The organism is Citrobacter freundii complex sp. CFNIH2 (assembly GCF_002880615.1).
Taxonomy (GTDB): Bacteria; Pseudomonadota; Gammaproteobacteria; order Enterobacterales; family Enterobacteriaceae; genus Citrobacter_A; species Citrobacter_A amalonaticus_F.
In genome coordinates this window covers 2,116,849-2,137,235 of sequence record NZ_CP025757.1, presented here as the reverse complement: position 1 = coordinate 2,137,235, position 20,387 = coordinate 2,116,849, and the positions used below count along the sequence as shown (strand labels likewise).

General features: G+C 56.4%; 19 protein-coding genes. 10 read left to right on the top strand and 9 right to left on the bottom strand.

Annotated features, from left to right (window positions below; genetic code table 11):
• The first annotated feature begins 10 nt into the window (after positions 1 to 10).
• Genes moaB through WM46_RS10535 form a run of 5 tightly spaced genes read left to right on the top strand, consistent with a single transcriptional unit; the run spans position 11 to position 2,465 of the window.
• Positions 11 to 523 carry a molybdenum cofactor biosynthesis protein B gene (gene moaB, locus WM46_RS10555; RefSeq protein WP_061076924.1) on the top strand — a complete coding sequence of 171 codons (513 nt, stop codon included), beginning with the start codon at positions 11 to 13 and terminating at the stop codon, positions 521 to 523.
• A 5-nt stretch (positions 524 to 528) separates the two neighbouring features.
• Entirely contained in the window at positions 529 to 1,014 is a 486-nt protein-coding gene (gene moaC, locus WM46_RS10550) for a cyclic pyranopterin monophosphate synthase MoaC (protein ID WP_044256450.1), read from the top strand.
• On the top strand, positions 1,007 to 1,252 hold the full coding sequence (moaD, locus tag WM46_RS10545; protein WP_102602217.1) for a molybdopterin synthase sulfur carrier subunit: 246 nt from the start codon (positions 1,007 to 1,009) through the stop codon (positions 1,250 to 1,252). The genes moaC and moaD overlap by 8 nt, the downstream gene beginning before the upstream one ends.
• Position 1,253: 1 nt before the next feature.
• Positions 1,254 to 1,706 carry a molybdopterin synthase catalytic subunit MoaE gene (moaE, locus tag WM46_RS10540; RefSeq protein ID WP_061076926.1) on the top strand — a complete coding sequence of 151 codons (453 nt, stop codon included), beginning with the start codon at positions 1,254 to 1,256 and terminating at the stop codon, positions 1,704 to 1,706.
• Between the two features lie 54 nt (positions 1,707 to 1,760).
• Positions 1,761 to 2,465, top strand: coding sequence for a Bax inhibitor-1 family protein (locus WM46_RS10535; protein WP_061076927.1), 705 nt, complete (start codon positions 1,761 to 1,763; stop codon positions 2,463 to 2,465).
• A gap of 71 nt (positions 2,466 to 2,536) precedes the next feature.
• Here the strand turns inward: WM46_RS10535 and WM46_RS10530 are convergent, their stop codons facing one another.
• From WM46_RS10530 to WM46_RS10520, 3 genes are read right to left on the bottom strand one after another with little or no spacing between them, the layout of a single operon-like run.
• Entirely contained in the window at positions 2,537 to 3,499 is a 963-nt protein-coding gene (locus WM46_RS10530) for a YbhN family protein (protein WP_061076928.1), read from the bottom strand.
• Positions 3,499 to 4,740, bottom strand: a complete 1,242-nt coding sequence (gene clsB / locus WM46_RS10525) for a cardiolipin synthase ClsB (RefSeq protein ID WP_102602216.1) — start codon at positions 4,738 to 4,740, stop codon at positions 3,499 to 3,501. Before clsB ends, WM46_RS10530 begins: the two co-directional genes overlap by 1 nt.
• Positions 4,737 to 5,498 carry an endonuclease/exonuclease/phosphatase family protein gene (locus WM46_RS10520; protein ID WP_102602215.1) on the bottom strand — a complete coding sequence of 254 codons (762 nt, stop codon included), beginning with the start codon at positions 5,496 to 5,498 and terminating at the stop codon, positions 4,737 to 4,739. The genes clsB and WM46_RS10520 overlap by 4 nt, the downstream gene beginning before the upstream one ends.
• 132 nt (positions 5,499 to 5,630) lie before the next feature.
• Here WM46_RS10520 and WM46_RS10515 point away from each other — a divergent pair, with 132 nt between their 5' ends.
• Positions 5,631 to 6,041, top strand: a complete 411-nt coding sequence (locus WM46_RS10515) for a YbhQ family protein (protein WP_061076931.1) — start codon at positions 5,631 to 5,633, stop codon at positions 6,039 to 6,041.
• On the opposite strand, the gene WM46_RS10510 is transcribed toward WM46_RS10515, so the two are convergent.
• The 5 genes from WM46_RS10510 to cecR form a co-directional block, all read right to left on the bottom strand.
• A complete protein-coding gene (locus tag WM46_RS10510; RefSeq protein ID WP_102602214.1) occupies positions 6,003 to 7,109 on the bottom strand; it encodes an ABC transporter permease in 1,107 nt (368 codons plus the stop codon). The two genes, WM46_RS10515 and WM46_RS10510, sit on opposite strands and share 39 nt — an antisense overlap.
• Before the next feature lie 364 nt (positions 7,110 to 7,473).
• Positions 7,474 to 8,607: an ABC transporter permease gene (locus WM46_RS10505; RefSeq protein ID WP_102602213.1), complete on the bottom strand. Its 1,134-nt coding sequence runs from the start codon at positions 8,605 to 8,607 to the stop codon at positions 7,474 to 7,476.
• Positions 8,600 to 10,336, bottom strand: a complete 1,737-nt coding sequence (locus WM46_RS10500) for an ATP-binding cassette domain-containing protein (protein WP_102602212.1) — start codon at positions 10,334 to 10,336, stop codon at positions 8,600 to 8,602. The genes WM46_RS10505 and WM46_RS10500 overlap by 8 nt, the downstream gene beginning before the upstream one ends.
• Positions 10,329 to 11,324, bottom strand: coding sequence for a secretion protein HlyD (gene hlyD / locus WM46_RS10495; protein ID WP_102602211.1), 996 nt, complete (start codon positions 11,322 to 11,324; stop codon positions 10,329 to 10,331). The genes WM46_RS10500 and hlyD overlap by 8 nt, the downstream gene beginning before the upstream one ends.
• Positions 11,324 to 11,998 carry a transcriptional regulator CecR gene (cecR, locus tag WM46_RS10490; RefSeq protein WP_061076936.1) on the bottom strand — a complete coding sequence of 225 codons (675 nt, stop codon included), beginning with the start codon at positions 11,996 to 11,998 and terminating at the stop codon, positions 11,324 to 11,326. The genes hlyD and cecR overlap by 1 nt, the downstream gene beginning before the upstream one ends.
• A 231-nt stretch (positions 11,999 to 12,229) precedes the next feature.
• Between cecR and rhlE the strand changes: the two genes are divergently transcribed.
• Entirely contained in the window at positions 12,230 to 13,606 is a 1,377-nt protein-coding gene (gene rhlE / locus WM46_RS10485) for an ATP-dependent RNA helicase RhlE (RefSeq protein ID WP_102602210.1), read from the top strand.
• 666 nt (positions 13,607 to 14,272) lie between these two features.
• Here rhlE and WM46_RS10475 read toward each other — a convergent pair.
• Positions 14,273 to 15,007: a GntR family transcriptional regulator gene (locus WM46_RS10475; protein WP_043001287.1), complete on the bottom strand. Its 735-nt coding sequence runs from the start codon at positions 15,005 to 15,007 to the stop codon at positions 14,273 to 14,275.
• Positions 15,008 to 15,209: 202 nt separating this feature from the next.
• Between WM46_RS10475 and pcaB the strand changes: the two genes are divergently transcribed.
• The 3 genes from pcaB (at position 15,210) to dinG (ending at position 20,376) form a co-directional block, all read left to right on the top strand.
• Positions 15,210 to 16,562 (top strand): 3-carboxy-cis,cis-muconate cycloisomerase, encoded by a 1,353-nt coding sequence (gene pcaB / locus WM46_RS10470; protein WP_102602209.1) that lies wholly within the window; start codon positions 15,210 to 15,212, stop codon positions 16,560 to 16,562.
• Between the two features lie 33 nt (positions 16,563 to 16,595).
• Positions 16,596 to 18,017, top strand: a complete 1,422-nt coding sequence (locus WM46_RS10465; protein ID WP_102602208.1) for a DASS family sodium-coupled anion symporter — start codon at positions 16,596 to 16,598, stop codon at positions 18,015 to 18,017.
• Between the two features lie 208 nt (positions 18,018 to 18,225).
• Entirely contained in the window at positions 18,226 to 20,376 is a 2,151-nt protein-coding gene (dinG, locus tag WM46_RS10460; RefSeq protein ID WP_102602207.1) for an ATP-dependent DNA helicase DinG, read from the top strand.
• Positions 20,377 to 20,387: the final 11 nt, after the last annotated feature.

Genomic DNA, 20,387 nt, shown 5'->3' with positions numbered 1-20,387 from the left:
GGAGTTTTCCATGAGTCAGGTAAGCGCTGAATTCATTCCGACCCGCATTGCTATTTTGACGGTATCTAATCGTCGTGGCGAAGAGGACGATACCTCCGGCCATTTTCTGCGTGATTCCGCGCAGGAAGCGGGGCATCAGATTATCGATAAAGCGATTGTCAAAGAGAACCGTTACGCCATTCGCGCGCAGGTTTCAGCATGGATTGCCAGTGATGCGGTGCAGGTGGTGTTGGTCACCGGCGGCACGGGCCTGACCGAAGGCGACCAGGCTCCGGAAGCGCTGCTGCCGTTATTTGATCGCGAAGTGGAAGGCTTCGGCGAAGTATTTCGTATGCTGTCGTTTGAAGAGATCGGCACGGCTACGCTGCAGTCGCGCGCGGTGGCGGGCGTGGCCAACAAAACGCTGATTTTCGCGATGCCAGGCTCCACCAAAGCCTGCCGTACCGCGTGGGACAATATCATTGCACCGCAGTTGGATGCCCGTACGCGTCCCTGTAATTTTCACCCACATCTGAAGAAATAATAAGTATGTCGCAACTGACTCACATAAACGCCGCCGGTGAAGCGCACATGGTGGATGTCTCCACAAAAGCGGAGACCGTCCGCGAAGCGCGCGCTGAAGCCTTTGTCACCATGCGCAGCGAAACGCTGGCCATGATTATCGACGGCAGCCACCACAAGGGCGATGTGTTCGCCACCGCGCGTATTGCAGGTATTCAGGCGGCAAAGCGCACCTGGGAGCTGATCCCGCTGTGCCATCCGTTGCTGTTGAGCAAAGTGGAAGTACAACTGCAGGCGCAACCTGAACACAATCGTGTCCGTGTTGAATCGCTGTGTCGTCTTACCGGCAAAACCGGGGTGGAGATGGAAGCGCTGACGGCGGCGTCCGTGGCCGCGTTGACCATTTACGACATGTGCAAAGCGGTGCAGAAAGATATGGTGATTGGTCCGGTGCGTCTGCTGGCGAAAAGCGGCGGTAAGTCTGGCGATTTTAAGGCGGATTCGAATGATTAAGGTTTTGTTCTTCGCTCAGGTTCGCGAACTGGTGGGTACCGATACGCTGGATGTGGCGGCAGAATTCCCGACGGTGGAAGCGCTGCGTCAGCATCTGGCTGCTAACAGCAACCGTTGGGCGCTGGCGCTGGAAGACGGCAAGCTGCTGGCGGCGGTAAACCAGACGCTGGTGAGCTTTGATCATCCGCTGACGGCGGGTGATGAAGTGGCTTTCTTTCCTCCGGTCACGGGAGGCTGAGATGGCGGAAACGAAAATTGTGGTCGGGCCTGCGCCGTTCAGCGTGGGGGATGAATATCCCTGGCTGGCGGCACGCGACGAAGACGGTGCGGTGGTGACTTTCACGGGTAAAGTGCGCAACCATAATCTCGGCGACAGCGTGAAGGCGCTCACGCTGGAGCACTATCCGGGAATGACGGAAAAAGCGCTGGCGGAGATTGTCGACGAGGCGCGGGCGCGCTGGCCGCTGGGACGCGTCACGGTGATTCACCGGATTGGCGAACTGTGGCCGGGCGATGAAATCGTCTTTGTCGGCGTCACCAGTTCGCACCGCAGCAGTGCGTTTGAGGCCGGGCAGTTCATCATGGACTATCTGAAGACGCGTGCGCCGTTCTGGAAGCGTGAAGCCACGCCGGAAGGCGAGCGCTGGGTGGAAGCCCGTGACAGCGATCGGCAGGCGGCAAAACGCTGGTAGCAGGAAATTGTGATACGCTTATCCAGAGTGGTCACTTTCAATCAGGAGATTATCATGGACCGATTTCCACGATCCGAATCAATCGTGCAGGCGCGTTCCGGCCTGCAAACCTATATGGCGCAGGTATACGGCTGGATGACGGTCGGGTTGCTGCTTACCGCGTTTATTGCGTGGTATGCGGCGAATACGCCAGCCGTCATGATGTTCGTCTTTTCCAGCAAAATTACGTTCTTCGGTTTAATCATCGCTCAACTGGCGCTGGTCTTTGTGCTGTCTGGCTTGGTGCATAAACTCAGTGCCGGCATGGCGACGACGCTGTTTATGCTCTATTCGGCGCTAACCGGGCTCACGCTCTCCAGTATTTTTGTCGTCTACACCTACTCCTCGATCGCCAGCACCTTTGTGGTCACCGGCGGGATGTTTGGCGTGATGAGCCTGTGGGGTTACACCACGAAGCGCGATCTGAGCGGCTGGGGAAACATGCTGTTTATGGCGCTGATTGGTATCATCCTGGCCTCACTGGTGAACTTCTGGCTGAAGAGTGAAGCGCTGATGTGGGCGGTGACCTATATCGGCGTGGTGGTGTTTGTCGGGCTGACCGCCTATGACACCCAGAAACTGAAGAACATCGGCGAGCAGATCGATGTGCGCGACAGTTCTAACCTGCGTAAATACTCGATTCTCGGCGCGCTCACGCTGTATCTGGACTTCATTAACCTGTTCCTGATGCTGCTGCGTATTTTAGGCAATCGCCGCTGAGTTCGTTGTGCCGGATGGCGGCTACGCCTTATCCGGCCTACGAAAATGATGCCGAGGGCGGTGACGAGGTATTACTTCGCCATCGCCTTCTCGTTTTTCGCCCGCAGTTTTTTCGCCCGACTCTCCAGCAGCAGATAGCTCAATAGCGCCAGCAAAAGCGGGACAAAGTAATAGAGCATGCGGTAAGCGATTAGGGCGGCAATAATTGTGCCTTGCGACGCGTGTTCCCCCGCCAGCAGCGCGATAAAGACCGCTTCCAGGACGCCAATTCCCGCAGGAATGTGGACAATCACCCCCGCGATGCTGCTGACCAGCAGCACGCCCAGCACGAAGAAATAGTTTACCTGCTGGCCCAACAGCAGCCAGATGATCGCCCCCATCACCATCCAGTTTGTGCTGGAGATAGCCATCTGGGCCAGCGCAAATTTCCACGACGGTAGCACCAGTTTTTGCCCTTTGATCGTCATATGACGATGCTTTGCGAAGGCGCAGAACCACAGATAAATAGCGATGATTAACAGCAGCACCCCGCCCAGAATGCGCAGCGTGCCCTCGTCGATATACCAGTGGGCCGGCAGTTGCACCACGCCAAAGGTGAAGATGATCCCGCCAAGCAGAATGTAGCCCAGCCAGTTGGTGGTGATGCTAAGAGAGAAGATACGGGTGATGGTGCCACCCGGCAGGCCGAGGCGGGAATAGAGTCGGTAGCGCATACCAATGCCGCCGACCCAGGTACTGAGCGTCAGGTTAAAGGCATAGCAGATAAACGACACCAGCATCACCTGCCGCTTTGCCAGCTTGTGACCACAATAGGCGCGGCCCAGCAGGTCATAGCAGCCATAGAGCAGATAGCTGAGGATTACCAGCCCGACGGCGCTCAGCAACGCAACCCGGTTGTAATCGCGAATGACGTTCCACACCTCCTCCCAGTTGACCTTGCTGGCGTAGACGACCAGCAGCACAATCACGGCGATAAAAAACAGCCAGGTGAGGATCTTTTTTGCCAGCCGCCAGCGCGGATGTGATTTTGCCATCAGGGTTTGGCTCCTGTGTTCTGTACCTCCACCCGATCCTGCGTTTCCATCTCGGGCTGGGCTGGCGGATCCACCTGCGCCAGATGGGGAGTATGCGCCGGAAGCCAGCCGACCAGCGCCGGGAAGTGACGTAAGAAGTGGAACGCCAGCACGCTTTTGGTCAGGTTCCACCAGGTGCGTCTCGGCAGCATCGACTCATCAACCTGCTTACAGTCTTCGGTAATGATCGCGTTGAGGTTGTCGCGCAGCGTCTGGTTGAACTGGCGATCGTGAACGATCAGGTTGGCTTCCAGATTAAGCGACAGGCTGAGCGGATCGAGATTGCTGGAGCCGACCGTCGCCCAGTGGTCATCCATCAGCGCCACTTTGCCATGCAGTGGCTTACGGCGGTATTCGTAAACCTGGACATCGCCTTTCACCAGATAGTTGTACAGCAGGCGGGCTCCGACTTTCACAATCGGCATATCCGGCTCCCCCTGCACGACCAGTTTGACGCGCACGCCACGGCGGGCGGCTTTGCGCATGGCGTGCAGTAACCGGTAACCGGGAAAGAAGTAGGCGTTGGCGATAATCACCTCCCGCCGTGCCTGGGTGAGCATCTTCAGGTAGTGACGTTCGATATCGTCGCGGTGCTCGTCGTTATCGCGCCAGACGAACAGCGCCTGCGCCTCGCCGGGCTGGCGGTTCTCTTCCGCACGGTGATGACGACGCCACCAGCGGCGCACCGCGCTCTGTCCGGGGAGATTTTCCACCTCAAACTGCAGAATATCGGCGACGACAGGCCCTTCCACACGCACTGCATAATCCTGCTTGGCTTCCGGGCCGTAGTCGGACATATGTTCGTCGGAATAGTTAATCCCGCCGACAAACGCCACCCGGTCGTCAATCACCACAATCTTGCGATGCATACGGCGAAAGACGTTGGTGCGCATACCAAAGATTCGGGGACGCGGATCGTAATAACGAAACACCACGCCTGCTGAGGTCAGTTCGCCGACGAACGCATCGCTCAGGTCCGGTGAGCCGTAGCCGTCCAGCAGCACTTCCGCCTTCACGCCACGTTTTGCTGCGGCCAGCAGAGCCGCATGGAGCTGTTTTCCTACCTCATCTTCAAACCAGATGAAGGTTTCGAGAATAATTTTTTGCTGCGCATCGGCTATTGCCGCAAACACGGCGGGATAATACTGATCGCCGTTTTCCAGTAACTGGATCTGATTACCTTCACGCCAGCCACATTTCATAGATGGATCTCCGCGCTAAGGGGGGCATGGTCAGAGAGATGCCGCCAGTTGCGCAGCGGCAGCGCTGTCGGCGAACTGGCATTGGCATTTTTCACGTAAATACGATCGAGGCGTAGCAGCGGCAAGCTGACGGGAAAGGTGCGCGCGGGGCGACCGCGGGCGCGGGTAAAAATCTCCTCAAGCCCGGCAGCAACTTTTAGCGGATAATTCGCTTTCTGCCGCCAGTCGTTGAAATCACCGGCCACCACCACCGGTTCGCCATCGGGCAAGGCGTTAACCCAGTTTGCCAGCAGGGTGAGCTGCGCCTGCCGGTGAGCTTCTCGCAGGCCGAGATGAACACACATCACATGAATCGGTTTCCCGAGTTGCGGCGGAACAATACGACAGTAGAGCACGCCACGCTTTTCACTGCTGCCGACCGAAACATCCCGATTTTCATAATGTTCAATAGGATAGCGTGACAGCACCGCGTTGCCATGATGCCCTTGCGGGTAGACGGCGTTACGCCCGTAAGCATAGTCACTCCACATGGTGTCGGCGAGAAATTCGTAGTGCGTGGTATCCGGCCAGTTTTCGACGTGCAGCGGATGCACTTCGTGCGCGCCCATCACCTCCTGCAGGCAGACAATGTCGGCGCCAACCGTACGAACGGCATCACGCAGTTCCGGTAAAATGAAGCGCTTGTTAAAGGCGGTAAAGCCTTTATGCGTATTGATGGTGAGCACGGTGAATGAAAAATTTCGTGTCGACTGAGTCATTTTTCTCCTGTTGGTGTCACGCTTCTGATTGAAATAGTGTAGTCGTCGTCACAAAAAGGTGCGGTGTTACGGAATTTTCCGTAAAGTGCGGTACTCTGAGTAATTAGAGAAAAATCCTTCAGGAGAAAAGCCATGAGGTGGCAACAACGAGTTCGTGTCGCAACGGGGTTAAGTTGCTGGCAGATTATGTTGCATTTACTGGTCGTGGCGTTGTTGGTCGTGGGCTGGATGAGTGGCACGCTGGTGCACGTCGGCCTGGGATTATGCGTAGTGTATGGTGTGACCGTATTACTGATGCTGGCGTTACAGCGTCATCATGAGCAGCGCTGGCGCGAAGTCGCCGACGTGCTGGAAGAACTCACCACCACCTGGTATTTCGGCGCGGCGCTGATTGTGCTGTGGCTGTTGTCCCGGGTTTTACAAAACAACGTCCTGCTGGCGTTAGCGGGACTGGCAATCCTGGCCGGACCCGCTGTGGTTTCGCTGCTGGCGAAAGACAAAAAACTACATGATTTTGCGTCTAAACATCGCATACGCCGCTGATCCCGTCGTGGCCGCTATTACCAGTAGCGGCCACAAGCTTCCCCAGACAATCTGCAAACTCGCATCTTTCAAATAGATCTGCTTGGTGATATCCGTGAAGTGACGGATCGGGTTTATCCACGTCAGGTTCTGCAACCAGACCGGCATATTCTCGACCGGGGAGACGTAGCCCGACAGTAAAATCGCCGGCATCATAAAGACGAATACACCGATAAACGCCTGCTGCTGCGTGGAGCAGAGTGAGGAGATCAGCAAGCCAAATCCCACCAGCGACAGCCCGTAAATCACCATCGTGAAGTAAAACAGCGCCAGCGACCCGGCAAACGGGATCTGATACGCCCAGATACCAACTGCCAGCACGATAGAGGCCTGGCCGGTGGCGACAATCAGTGCAGGAACCGCTTTACCGATAAATATTTGCCAGGTGGTGAGCGGGGAGACCAACAGCTGATCCAGCGTGCCCTGTTCGCGCTCGCGCGCTACGGACAGCGAGGTGACGATCATCACGCCAATGGTCGTGATCATCGCGATCAGTGAGGGCACCACAAACCATTTGTAGTCGAGGTTAGGATTGTACCAGTTGCGAACCACCAGCTCGCTGTTATTCGGCTTCGACTTGCCTTCCATCAGCTCCTGCTGATAGTTCTTCACGATTTGCTGAAGATAGTTGGCGGCGATCTGCGCGCTGTTCGAGTTACGACCATCAAGGATTAACTGCATGGGCGCAGACTGAAAGGTATCCAGATTGCGCGAGAAATCCGCCGGAAAACGCACCAGCAGCAGCGCCTTTTGCGTATCGATCGTGGGCTGAATTTCCTGCGGGCTTTTCAGTAACAGGATGTGGGTAAAGGCTTTGGCGCGGGCAAAGCGCTGGGTCAGCTCAACCGAGTGCTTCCCGTTGTCTTCGTTATAGATGGCGATGGTGGCGTTAGTGACTTCCAGCGTCGCGGCAAAGGGAAACAGAAGCACCTGAATCAGCACCGGCAGAATCAGGATCGCGCGGGTTTGCGGCTCGCGTAACAGCGACTGCAGTTCTTTGCGAATTAACGTCCATAAACGATGAAACATAGTGTTGCCCTTATACCCGATGAAGCACCTCGTAGGCCTGATAAGCGCAGCGCCATCAGGCACACTGCCGGATGGCGGCGTAAACGTCTTATCCGGCCTACGCACCGTCGATTACATCAATATCCTGTAGGCCTGATAAGCGCAGCGCCATCAGGCACACTGCCGGATGGCGGCGTAAATGCCTTATCCGGCCTACGCGTCGTCGATTACATCAATATCCTGTAGGCCTGATAAGCGCAGCGCCATCAGGCACACTGCCGGATGGCGGCGTAAATGCCTTATCCGGCCTACGCACCGTCGATTACATCAATATCCTGTAGGCCCGATAAGCGCAGCGCCATCAGGCACACTGCCTTTTATTACATCAATCCAGCCGACGTTTGGTTTTTATCCATGTCAGACCAATAAACATCACCGCCGAGGCTACCAAAAACAGCACGTTGACAATCAGCACCACCGGAATATTACCGGCGAGAAACAGGCTTTGCAGGGTACTGACGAAGTAGCGTGCCGGAATAATGTAGGTCACCGCACGGATCACCGCAGGCATACTGTCTATCTGGAAGATAAAACCTGACAGCATAATCGACGGCAAAAAGGCGGCGTTAAGCGCCACCTGGGCGGCATTAAACTGGTTGCGGGTGATGGTAGAGATCAGCAGTCCCATCCCCAGTGTACTGAGCAAAAAAAGGCTGGTGATGAAAAACAGCAGCAGCAGCGATCCGCGATACGGGACGCCGAGAATAAACACCGATACCAGCATACACAGCAGCATCGCCAGCATGCCGAGGAAGTAGTAGGGGATGAGCTTGCACAGCAGCAGCTCGGCGCGCGTCACTTCCGTGGAGAGCAACGCTTCCATGGTCCCGCGTTCCCATTCACGCGCCACCACCAGTGAGGTGAGGATTGCGCCGATTACCGTCATGATGATGGTCACCGCGCCAGGGATAATAAAATGCTGGCTGATTGCCGCCGGATTAAACCAGTAGCGGGTCTGCACCTCAATCAGTGGTTCAAACGTTTCCCCGCGATCTTCCGCCCGTTGCATCTGCCAGATTTGCCAGATCCCTTCCACATAGCCCTGCACGAAGTTGGCGGTATTGGGTTCACTGCCGTCGGTGATGACCTGAATGGGCGCGGTGTCGTTGGCGCGCGCCATCTGCTGGGCGAAATCGACCGGAATCACCACCAGGCCGCGAATACGTCCGGCCTGCATCTTTTCAATCAGCGCCTGGCGATTATCGCTAATGGTGGCGTCGATGTACGGCGAGCCGGTCATCGCATGGGTAAAGTCCAGCGCCTCTTCGCTTTGCTGCTCAAGCAGGATCCCCACCCGCAGCTTGCTGGAGTCAAGGTTAATGCCGTAGCCAAAAATAAATAGCAGCAGCAATGGGATCACCACGGCGATCAGCCAGCTACTGGGATCACGGACGATCTGCCGCGTCTCTTTGACGCACAGCGCCCGTACGCGACGCCAGGAGAGAAGGCGGTTACGCATTGGCATGCTCCTTATCCCAGTCGTTAATCAGCCGGATAAAAGCCTGCTCCATGGTCGGGTCCGGTGTGTCGTCATCGGCGGCCTGCGCTTTCAGATCGTCCGGCGTGCCGCTGGCAATCAATTTTCCGCGATAGACCAGACCGATACGGTCGCAATATTCCGCTTCGTCCATAAAGTGCGTGGTCACCATCACCGTCACGCCTTTTTCCACCATGCTGTTGATATGCAGCCAGAACTCGCGGCGGGTGAGGGGATCGACGCCTGAAGTGGGTTCATCGAGAAACAGGATGTCCGGTTCATGCATCAGCGAACAGGCCAGCGCCAGCCGTTGCTTAAAGCCCAGCGGCAGTTCGTCGGTAGCATGCGAAGCGATACTCTTCAGGCCAAACGCCTCGCTCATACGGGCAATTTTCTCGTTCTGCGCGCGTCCCCGCAGGCCATAAACGCCGGAGAAAAAGCGCAGGTTTTGCTCCACCGTCAGGTTGCCGTAGAGCGAGAATTTTTGCGCCATATAGCCCAGATGCTGGCGTGCTTTGCCGGAGCTGACCTTCAGATCCATATCCAGCACCAGCGCTTTTCCGGATGTGGGTACTAACAGGCCGCACATCATTTTAAAGGTCGTGGATTTGCCCGCGCCGTTGGGGCCCAGCAGGCCGAAAATTTCACCGCGCTGGACGGCAAAATCAACGTGATCGGTGGCGGCGAAGTCGCCAAATTTCTTGGTCAGCGCTTTCGCTTCAATTACTGTTTCTCCCGGCGTTCCCTCTACGGTATGCAGAATGGCGCCCAGCGGTGATTCAGAGGTCGCGGCACCGCCCAGCAGATCGATAAACGCGTCTTCGAAGCGTGGCGCCGTCTCGCTGATGTCGATCTCTGGCATGCCGTTGGCATGGCGAATGTCGTCCGCCGTGGCCTCTTTTTTCAGGATCAGACGCACCGATTTCCCCTGGATCATACCGTCGCTGACCTGCGGCAGTTTTAACGCCCGCTGGAGCAGTTTACGGTTGTTTTCCTGCGGGCTGTGCATCAAAAAACTACGTCCCGCCATGGTTTGCGTCAGTTGGGTCGGCTCCCCCTGATACAGCAGTTCGCCTTCGTTCATCAGCAGCACGTCCCGACACTGTTCGGCTTCATCCAGATAGGAGGTGCTCCACAGGATCAGCATCCCGTCGCCCGCCAGTTCGTGTACCATCTGCCACAGTTCGCGACGTGAAATCGGATCAACGCCGACGCCAGGTTCATCCAGCAGCAGCACTTTAGGTTCGCCGACCAGCGTACAGGCCAGCCCCAGCTTCTGTTTCATCCCGCCGGACAGTTTTCCCGCCAGACGCCCGGTAAACGGGCCGAGCGAGGTAAACTCCAGCAGGCGGGCAAAGGTTTTTTCTCGTACCTCGCCCGTCACGCTGCGTAAATCCGCGTACAGGTTGAGGTTCTCCATCACGGTGAGATCCTCATACAGACCGAATTTCTGCGGCATGTAACCGAGCACGGCGTGCAGTGCGCTGTCGTTTTTGATCGGATCAAAGCCAATCACCGTCGCGCTGCCGCCATCCGGCTTCAGCAAGCCCGCCAACATTCGCATCAGCGTGGTTTTCCCGGCGCCATCCGGTCCCACCAGACCGGTTACATACCCGGCGTGAATCGTACAGTCGAGTGGGGCGACCGCCGGTTTTTCCAGTCCGGCAAAACGCTTAGTCAGCCCGCTTAGCGTGATGACGGCGTCATTCATGTCCAGCCTCGTTGCCGAACTTTACCGTCACCGGCATACCCTGGCGCAGGGCGTCGTCGGCATCGGTGACCACAATGCGCAGACGGTAAACCAGATCGGTACGCAGGTCTGGCGTCTCTACCGTTTTCGGAGTGAACTCTGCCGTCGGAGAGACAAAACCGATTTTACCGTGGTAAGGCTTGTCGGGACGTCCATCGGTGTACAGCAGGATTTCGCGTCCCGGCTGTGCCTGAGAGAGATGACGTTCGTCGACGTAGGCGCGCACCCAGACCGGTCGGGTGAGGGAGAGCGTCAGCACGGTGCCTCCTGCGCTGAGCATGCTGCCAGGTTCGACCGCACGGGTTAACAGCGTGCCGTTCGACGGAGCGACAAGCGTGGTGTCATGGAGGTCGAGTTCCGCCTGTGTCAGCTGTGCCTGCGCCTGTTCAAGGCTGGCTTTCGCCTGGGCGATATCCTGTTCGCGATTACCGGAACGGTACTGACTCAGTTTGTCCTGCGCGGATTTCAACGTGGCCAGCGCCTGGTCGCGGGAAGAACGGGCGTTTTCCAGATCGTTAGCGGAAATGGTGCGACTTTTCCACAATCCCTGCTGGCGGTTGTAGAAATTCTGCGCGTAATCATAGGCTGCCTGGGCCTGTTTCACCGCTGCCGCAGCCTGGGCGATCTCTTCCTGACGATAGCCCGCCAGCATCAAATCGTACTGGGCCTGGGCGACGGAAACGCCCGCTTTTGCCTGCATCAGGGCGTTCTCATAGGGAGCATGATCCAGTTCGCCCAGCACCTGTCCCGTTTTAATGGCATCTCCTTCATCCACCGCCAGCGATGCGAGTCTGCCACCGACGCGAAAGCTGAGGTTAACGGTACGGATGTCCACGTTGCCGTAGAGCGTCAGCCCGTTATCCTGTCGACTTTGATACCACCATGTGCCACCGGCAATCACGGCGAGCAGTGCCGCAATCACCAGCCCGATAACGACAGGTTTTTTCATCAGTCCAGACTCCTTTGCGATAACCCTTGCAGAATAAGATCGATATGACAGGTCACGGTCTGCGTAATCAGTGCGGTTTTTTCTTCATCAAACTGCGACCAGCCGGTACGTAACAAAATGGTTTCTTTACCGAGACGGAATGCCAGCACTTCGCCGAGCAGCGCGTGGGTATGCAGAATCATGCGCGTATCGCTGGCGTCGCAGCCGGTATACGCGGCGATAAGACGGGTCAGATGACTGTGCAGCGGCTCAATAACCTGCTCGTGCACCCGTTGATAGGCCGCGGTAGGGGAGAGCTGTTCACGCGAGATAAATTTGCTCAGATTGACGGTGTCATCCTGGGTCAACAGCATGATCATGTTTTTGCAGGCGCGCAGAATCAGCTCGCGCATGGCCGCACGGTCGGGGTGGGGCTCGGCGAATAAGCGTTCGGCTTCTTCCGCGTGCGGCCGAAACTGCCCGCCAATAAAATCGGCAATCCACTGGGCGCAGGCGAGGTATAAATCCTCTTTTGAGCCAAAATAGTAGGTAATGGCGGCAATATTTTGCCCGGCCTGCGCGGCAATGTCGCGGGTGGTGGCGTGCAGACCATACTCGCCAAACTGTGCCAGTGCGGCGGCAATCAGCTGGCTTTTGGCCTGTTCACCTTTCGTGGTCATGGTGGGCGTATTCATCACGCGACCTAATTCTTAATCAATCGATTGATTAAGATTATGACTGAATATTCTCCTTGTCCAGTCTGGTCGTTTATTTTGTCTTTTCCAGTGACAGGGATAATTTATGCGGTGTGTCACAAAAACTGCTACACTCCGCCTCTTCATGACATTGTGGTTTTTGTCATTCCCAAATTGTATGCATCTCCCTGAAAACGACACCGGGAACGGTCGGGGCGGTTCGGAGTAGTTATGTCTTTTGATTCCCTGGGTTTAAATCCTGATATTCTGCGCGCCATTGCCGAGCAGGGTTACCGTGAACCTACCCCTATTCAGCAACAGGCGATCCCCGCCGTGCTGGAAGGTCTCGACCTGATGGCGAGTGCGCAGACCGGTACCGGTAAAACGGCGGGCTTTACGCTGCCGCTGTTACAGCACCTTATTACCAAACAGCCGCACGGCAAGGCACGTCGCCCGGTGCGGGCGCTGATCCTGACGCCGACGCGTGAACTGGCGGCGCAGATTGGTGAAAACGTCCGTGATTACAGCAAGTATCTGAACATTCGTTCGCTGGTGGTTTTTGGTGGCGTGAGTATTAACCCGCAGATGATGAAACTGCGTGGCGGCGTCGATGTGCTGGTGGCAACGCCGGGCCGCTTGCTGGACCTGGAACACCAGAACGCGGTGAAGCTGGACCAGATTGAGATTCTGGTACTGGATGAAGCGGACCGTATGCTGGATATGGGCTTTATTCACGATATTCGCCGGGTGTTAGCGAAACTGCCGGCGAAACGTCAGAACCTGCTGTTTTCCGCGACGTTCTCTGATGAGATCAAAGCGCTGGCTGAAAAGCTGTTGCATAACCCGCTGGAAATTGAAGTGGCGCGTCGCAACACGGCGTCTGAGCAGGTGACGCAGCACGTCCATTTTGTCGATAAGAAACGCAAGCGCGAACTGTTGTCGCAGATGATCGGTCAGGGCAACTGGCAGCAGGTGCTGGTCTTTACCCGCACCAAACACGGCGCCAATCACCTGGCGGAACAGCTCAACAAAGATGGTATCCGCAGCGCAGCGATCCACGGTAACAAGAGCCAGGGAGCGCGTACCCGTGCGCTGGCGGATTTTAAATCAGGCGATATCCGCGTGCTGGTGGCGACTGACATTGCAGCGCGCGGTCTGGATATCGAAGAGCTGCCGCACGTGGTGAACTACGAGCTGCCGAACGTTCCGGAAGATTATGTGCACCGTATCGGTCGTACCGGTCGTGCTGCGGCGACGGGGGAAGCGCTGTCGCTGGTTTGTGTTGATGAACACAAACTGCTGCGTGACATTGAAAAACTGCTGAAAAAAGAGATCCCGCGTATTACTACGCCGGGCTACGAGCCGGACCCATCGATTAAAGCTGAGCCGATCCAGAATGGTCGCCAGCAGCGTAGCGGTGGCGGCGGCGGTCGAGGCCGTGGTCAGGGACAAGGGCAGGGCGCGAGTCGCGCTCAGCAGCCGCGTCGTCAGGACGGTGGCGCGTCGAAAGTCGGCGCTAAACCTTCACGCCGCACAGGCGATGCGAAACCGGCAGGCGAAAAGCCGCGTCCGCCGCGTCGTCCACGCAGAATTACGCCAGTACAGTAAGGAGGCAGGGGAACCTGATACTCTGAGAAATGTTACGTTCACTCTATATTCAGTGGTTCTCTGAAACCGCAGTACACGTGAACGTGCAAGGGAGGCTCACCGCCGCCTCCCTTGCAACCCTGGCTCCCGGCCGGGAAAATCGCCACTTCGTGGTCCATTCGCCTTATGTCGTCTGCCTGTCGGGTCGGGGCCGAGCCTGCATCCCTGCAGGCCGTCCCCTCCGCCCGCTTCCCTGCGGGCGGACCCGGTCAGCCGTCAACGGCTCATCGATTTTCACGCCGGACCAACGGCATCGCTTCGATTCTCAGCCTTTCAGGTAAATTCATTTCGCTGTAAAAAGTAAACCGCTCAGGTGGTCAGGTGTGGATGGGTCCGACTGAAAATTTCCGACGCGTTTCCGTAAGGCCGGGGAACCCGCAAGGATGCGGGTTCAGGGCGTGCGAAGCAGGGACGCTGAGTCGCGCCCGTCCCGGTAGCCTGGAGGAATAAGCGGAGGGCATCGCGAAGCGACAATTTTCCTGTCGGGAGCCTGGATTGTTAAGGAGGCGGCGACGAGCCTCCTTAACCCGTTCACTGGTGCTGGTGCACCAGACTAGCTGCGGACATGAGGTGAACGGTACCCGTCCCAGAGGTGGCATATGCTTCGCAAAGCGAATACAACCCCCCTCACTCCCCCGAATTCTGCGATTTCAACACAATAGAACAGGTATATCTTCCCGCCGGGTGAATCGAAATCGTGGTCTCGAACACTTTTCCGTCACGATCCCGATAGCGTCGTACGATGCGCATCCCCGGAGAGTCGGGCTCGACATTCAGTATCTTCGCGATTTTCTTCGGTACGCCAACGGCGGTGATCGTCTGATGCACTTCGTGACTCTTAATTCCGTAGTGCGTTTCGATCAGATCGCTAATCAGCGAGTGCGGATCGTCGCGGATAAACGCGCGCAGCCTGGAATAATCGGTGCTGGCGTAACTGTCCGTCCAGCAAATAGGCGCATCCGGGTTTTGCGCATCCTCGCGAATACTGGCGATATGCAGCCAGCGTGAACCGGGCGGGCAATCTATCAGCTGGGAAAGCTCAATATCCGCCACAATCTCATCGATCTTTTTAATCACCCGCAGGTTGTTTTTCGCCAACAGCAGCAGATCTTCCAGATGCGACAGCGGATGGTTAACCCCGCTCGCCTGCGGTTCACATACACGCGTGCCTGCGCCTTTACGTCGCGAAATCAACCCCTGTTCCGTTAATTCCCGCAGCGCTTCGCGCATGGTGTGACGGCTTACTTGCCAGGTTTCGCACAGTTCCATTTCTGTCGGAAACAGTGAACCGGGCGGGTAAGTTCCCGTCGAGATTTGATGGGCCAGTTCACGGGCTATCCGTTTGTACAGAGATTCTTTCATCGCAATTTCGTCAAATAATTAATGATCACAGTCACAAAAATGGGTACGGGCTATTCCATACATTCGTCATGATTATTATAAATGTCCGTACATTCTAAATGTACGGACATTTGTATATGTTCGGACATTTTTGTTATCCCGGTTGTGTTGTAAACCGGGTCAGACACTCATCTTATCATTATCAGATTGAACCGGGGGATTTATGGCTTCGAATGTAATGGATTCTGTTTTATTTAGAGATTCTTTTGGTACACCGGCAATGCGCGCGGTGTTTGATGACTACGAACTCATTCGCAAGTATGTCGAAGTGGAGGTAGCGCTCGCCAAAGCGCAGGCGCGTTGCGGAGTGATTCCGGAAGCAGCAGCTAAAGAGATCGCCGAGAAGTGCAATGCCGATACGCTGGATTTCGATTTGCTGCGCCATGAGACGGAAATCGTCGGTTATCCGATCCTGCCGCTTGTGCACCAGATTTCAAAGCAGGCCGGAGAGTCTGGCGGCTATGTGCACTGGGGGGCGACGACGCAGGACATTATGGACACGGCGGTGGTACTGCAAATCCGTGACGCCTTTGAACTGATCGAGGCGGATATGAACCGGTTGCGCGCAACGCTGGCAGATCTGGCGCTGCGCTATCGGGATACACCGATGGCCGGTCGCACCCATTTACAGCAGGCGCTGCCGGTGACCTTCGGTTATAAAGCCGCCATCTGGCTGGACATGTTCGAACGCCACGCCGAACGACTGCAACAGGCGCGTCCGCGTGTACTGGTCGGTGAATTTGCCGGGGCTGCCGGAACGCTGGCATCGCTGGGCGACAAAGGATTGCCGGTACAAAAAGCGCTGATGGAAGAGTTAGGTCTCAATGTCCCGACCTCCACCTGGCACGTAGCGCGCGACGGCTTCGCCGAAGCGGTAAATTTGCTGGCGGTCATCACCGGTTCGCTAGGAAAAATTGCTTATGACGTGATGCTGATGGCGTCGAACGAGTTTGGTGAACTGTATGAACCGTTCGTAAAAGGACGTGGCGCCAGCAGCACGATGCCGCAAAAACGTAACCCTATCTCCAGTGAGCTGATGCTGGCCTGCGCGAAAGGCGTTCGCCAACAGGCCGGATTGATGCTGGATGCGATGGTTCAGGATCTGGAGCGCGCCACCGGACCGTGGCACGCGGAATGGATTGCGATCCCGGAAAGTTTCGTCCTGAGCGCAGGGGCGCTGCATCAGGCCAACTTTATGCTGGCAGGACTGGAGGTCGATGAAGCCGCGATGACGCGCAATCTGGGAATGACCAATGGATTGATTGTGGCCGAAGCCGTGATGATGGGGCTGGCTCCGTACATCGGTCGTCAGGATGCTCACGATGTGGTGTATGACGCCTGTCGCATCGTCAATGAGCAGGGCGGTCATCTGGCCGATGTACTGAATGCCATGCCGACCGTCGCACAACGACTGGATCCGCAACTGATTAACCAACTGACCGATCCGGCAAATTATCTGGGAATGGCGCCTGAGATGGTCGATCAGGTGCTGGCCAAATATCAGTCACGGAAATGAACGTTCTCGTGCTAACGGAATAAGGATATGGCTATGTCTACAAATTCTGTCGCGGGAAAGAAACTTCTCTCATTTCTGATCCCGCTGGTGATCGGTGCCGTCATTTGGTTTATTCCCGTCCCTGAAGGGTTAACGCCGGCGGCCTGGCATATGTTTGCGATTTTTGCCGCCACTATTGCGGCAATCCTGACCCAGCCGCTCCCTTCGGGGGCGGTCATGCTGATTGCGCTTTGCGTGGTCATCTTTAGCAAAACGTTGACCGAGGCAAAGGCGCTGTCGGGCTTTGCCTCTGGCACGGTATGGCTGATTTTCTGCGCCTACGTGCTTTCGCTGGGGTTTGTCACCTCCGGGCTGGGGAAACGCATTGCCTATAAAATGCTGTCGCTGTTTGGTGGCAGTAGCCTGGGGATCGCCTATTCGCTTGGCGTTTCCGACCTGATTATGGCCCCGGCGATGCCTTCCGTAACGGCGCGTTCCGGCGGGATTATTTTCCCGATCGCCCGCTCAATCAATGACGTGCTCGGTTCGGCGCCCGGCGCGACCGGTAAGCGGATTGGCGATTTCTTAACGATGGTCTGCTTTCAGTTCACGCCGATCACCGGGGCGATATTTTTAACGGGGATGGCGGCGAACCCGTTGGTGGCAAGCCTGGCAAAATCCACGCTGGGTCTGGAGATCACCTGGGGTGGCTGGTTTATTTCCGCCGTCGTTCCGGCGATGGTCTGTTTTTGCCTGATGCCGCTGCTGGTCTACAAGCTGCTGGATCCGGAACTGAAACAGACTCCGGAAGCCAAAGCGATGGGCAAACAGTCGCTGAGCGAACTGGGCGGCATGAGCAGTAATGAGAAAAAAGTAGCCATAGGCTTTGTGCTGGCGCTGGTGGGCTGGGGAACCAGTCTGATAACCGGCCTCTCTGCGACGTCGGTTGGGTTGGGGCTGGCCGCTTATCTGTTTGCGACCGGAGCGGTCAGTTGGAAAAGTCTCCTCAATGACCATGCGGCGTGGGATACGGTGATCTGGTTCAGCGTGATCATCAGCCTGGCGACGGGTCTGGCTGATCTGGGATTCATCAAATGGATGACGGTGAAGCTGGGTGGCGGGATTCAGGGGTTCGGTGCGATGGAAGCCTTCATCGTGCTCGGTGTCTTGTATATCTACGTCCACTACCTGTTTGCTACCGCCACGGGGCACGTTGCCGCGCTGTACGCGCCATTTGCCGCCACGGCGATTGCTGCCGGCGCACCGCCGATGATGGTGGCTATCTGCTTCGGTATCTTCAGTAACCTGATGTGGGGGAACACCGAGTACGGCGGCGGACCCGGTCCTATCTACTTTGCGCAAGGCTATTTCGAGCGACCACGGTTTTACCGAATCAACCTGTGCGTGGTGACCTTCAACGTCATTATCATTTTCGCGGTGGGCATGCTGTGGTGGAAGCTGCTGGGTTACTATTAAGTCACAACGCAGTTGCCTGATGGCGCTGCGCTTATCAGGCCTACGCGCACAGATTGGTATATAGCCGTAGGCCGGATAAGGCGTAAGCCGCCATCCGGCACTTCGTCTCCAGGTTGCGAAGCGCCTTCCAGAAGCGGCAAAAAAGATACGTTCCAGGCCTGAAATGTGCCACAATAGTGGCTGTTTATACAGTGTTTCAGGTTTTCTCATGGCATTAACCGCTGCGCTTAAAGCGCAAATCGCCGCCTGGTATAAGGCGCTTCAGGAACAGATCCCCGACTTTATCCCCCGTGCGCCGCAGCGGCAGATGATTGCCGATGTCGCAAAAACGCTGACCGGAGAAGAAGGGCGTCATCTGGCGATTGAGGCTCCTACCGGAGTGGGGAAAACCCTGTCCTATCTCATTCCCGGCATTGCCATTGCGCGGGAAGAGCAAAAAACGCTGGTGGTCAGTACCGCCAACGTGGCGTTGCAGGATCAGATCTACAATAAAGATCTGCCGCTACTGCGCAAAATCATTCCCGATCTTCGCTTTACCGCTGCATTTGGTCGCGGGCGCTATGTGTGTCCGCGAAATCTGACGGCGCTGGCCAGTACCGAACCGACGCAGCAGGATCTGCTCGCCTTTCTTGACGATGAACTCACGCCGAATAATCAGGAAGAGCAGAAGCGCTGCGCAAAGCTGAAAGGCGACCTCGACAGCTACAAGTGGGACGGCCTGCGCGATCATACGGATATTGCCATTGACGACGATCTCTGGCGACGACTGAGTACCGATAAAGCCAGTTGCCTGAACCGCAACTGCCACTACTACCGCGAGTGCCCGTTTTTTGTAGCCCGTCGCGAGATTCAGGAAGCGGAAGTGGTGGTGGCAAACCATGCGCTGGTGATGGCGGCGATGGAAAGCGAAGCGGTGTTACCGGACCCGAAAAACCTGCTGCTGGTGCTCGATGAAGGCCATCACCTGCCGGATGTCGCCCGCGATGCGCTGGAAATGAGTGCGGAAATTACCGCCCCCTGGTATCGCCTGCAACTGGATCTGTTTTGCAAACTGGTGGCGACCTGCATGGAGCAGTTTCGCCCCAAAACCACGCCGCCGCTGGCGAATCCGGAGCGTCTGAACGCCCATTGCGAAGAGCTGTATGAACTTATCGCGTCACTTAATAACATTCTCAGTCTTTACATGCCAGCCGGGCAGGAAGCGGAACATCGCTTTGCGATGGGGGAACTGCCGGATGAAGTGATGGAGATTTGCCAGCGTCTGGCGAAGCTCACCGAAACGCTGCGCGGTCTGGCAGAGCTGTTTTTGAACGATCTTAGCGAGAAAACCGGCAGCCATGATGTTGTACGTTTGCACCGGGCTATTTTGCAGATGAACCGTGCGCTGGGGATGTTTGAAGCGCAGAGCAAACTGTGGCGGCTGGCCTCGCTGGCCCAGTCATCCGGCGCACCGGTGTCGAAATGGACGACACGCGAGGTGCGTGACGGACAACCCCATGTCTGGTTTCACTGCGTAGGGATCCGCGTGAGCGATCAACTGGAGCGGTTACTCTGGCGCAGTGTGCCGCATATTATCGTCACCTCCGCCACGCTGCGTTCACTTAACAGCTTTTCGCGTCTGCAGGAGATGAGCGGCCTGAAGCAAAAAGCCGGAGACCGCTTCGTCGCGCTCGATTCGCCGTTTAACCATGTCGAGCAGGGCAAAATTATTATTCCGCAGATGCGCTATGAGCCGCTGATCGACAACGAAGAGCAGCATATTGCGGAGATGGCTGCCTATTTCCGCGAACAACTGGAAAGTAAAAAGCATTCCGGCATGCTGGTGCTGTTTGCCAGTGGGCGAGCGATGCAGCGCTTTCTGGAATACGTCACCGATCTGCGCCTGTTGCTGTTGGTCCAGGGTGATCAGCCGCGCTACCGGCTGGTGGAACTGCACCGTAAGCGGGTAGAAAACGGCGAGCGCAGCGTACTGGTTGGGCTGCAATCTTTCGCCGAAGGTCTGGATCTGAAAGGCGATTTACTCAGTCAGGTGCATATCCACAAAATTGCTTTTCCCCCCATCGACAGCCCGGTGGTGATCACCGAAGGCGAGTGGCTTAAAAGTCTCAATCGCTATCCGTTCGAAGTGCAGAGTTTGCCCGCCGCCTCGTTTAATCTTATCCAGCAGGTGGGGCGCTTGATCCGTAGCCACGGGTGCTGGGGAGAAGTGGTGATTTATGATAAGCGTCTGTTGACCAAAAATTATGGCAAGCGTTTACTGGATGCATTACCTGTTTTTCCCATAGAGCGACCCGCTGTGCCAGACGTTATCGTTAAGGCAAAAGAAAAAGCGAAACCCACGCGCCGTCGGCGTAAATAACGTGAGTGTGA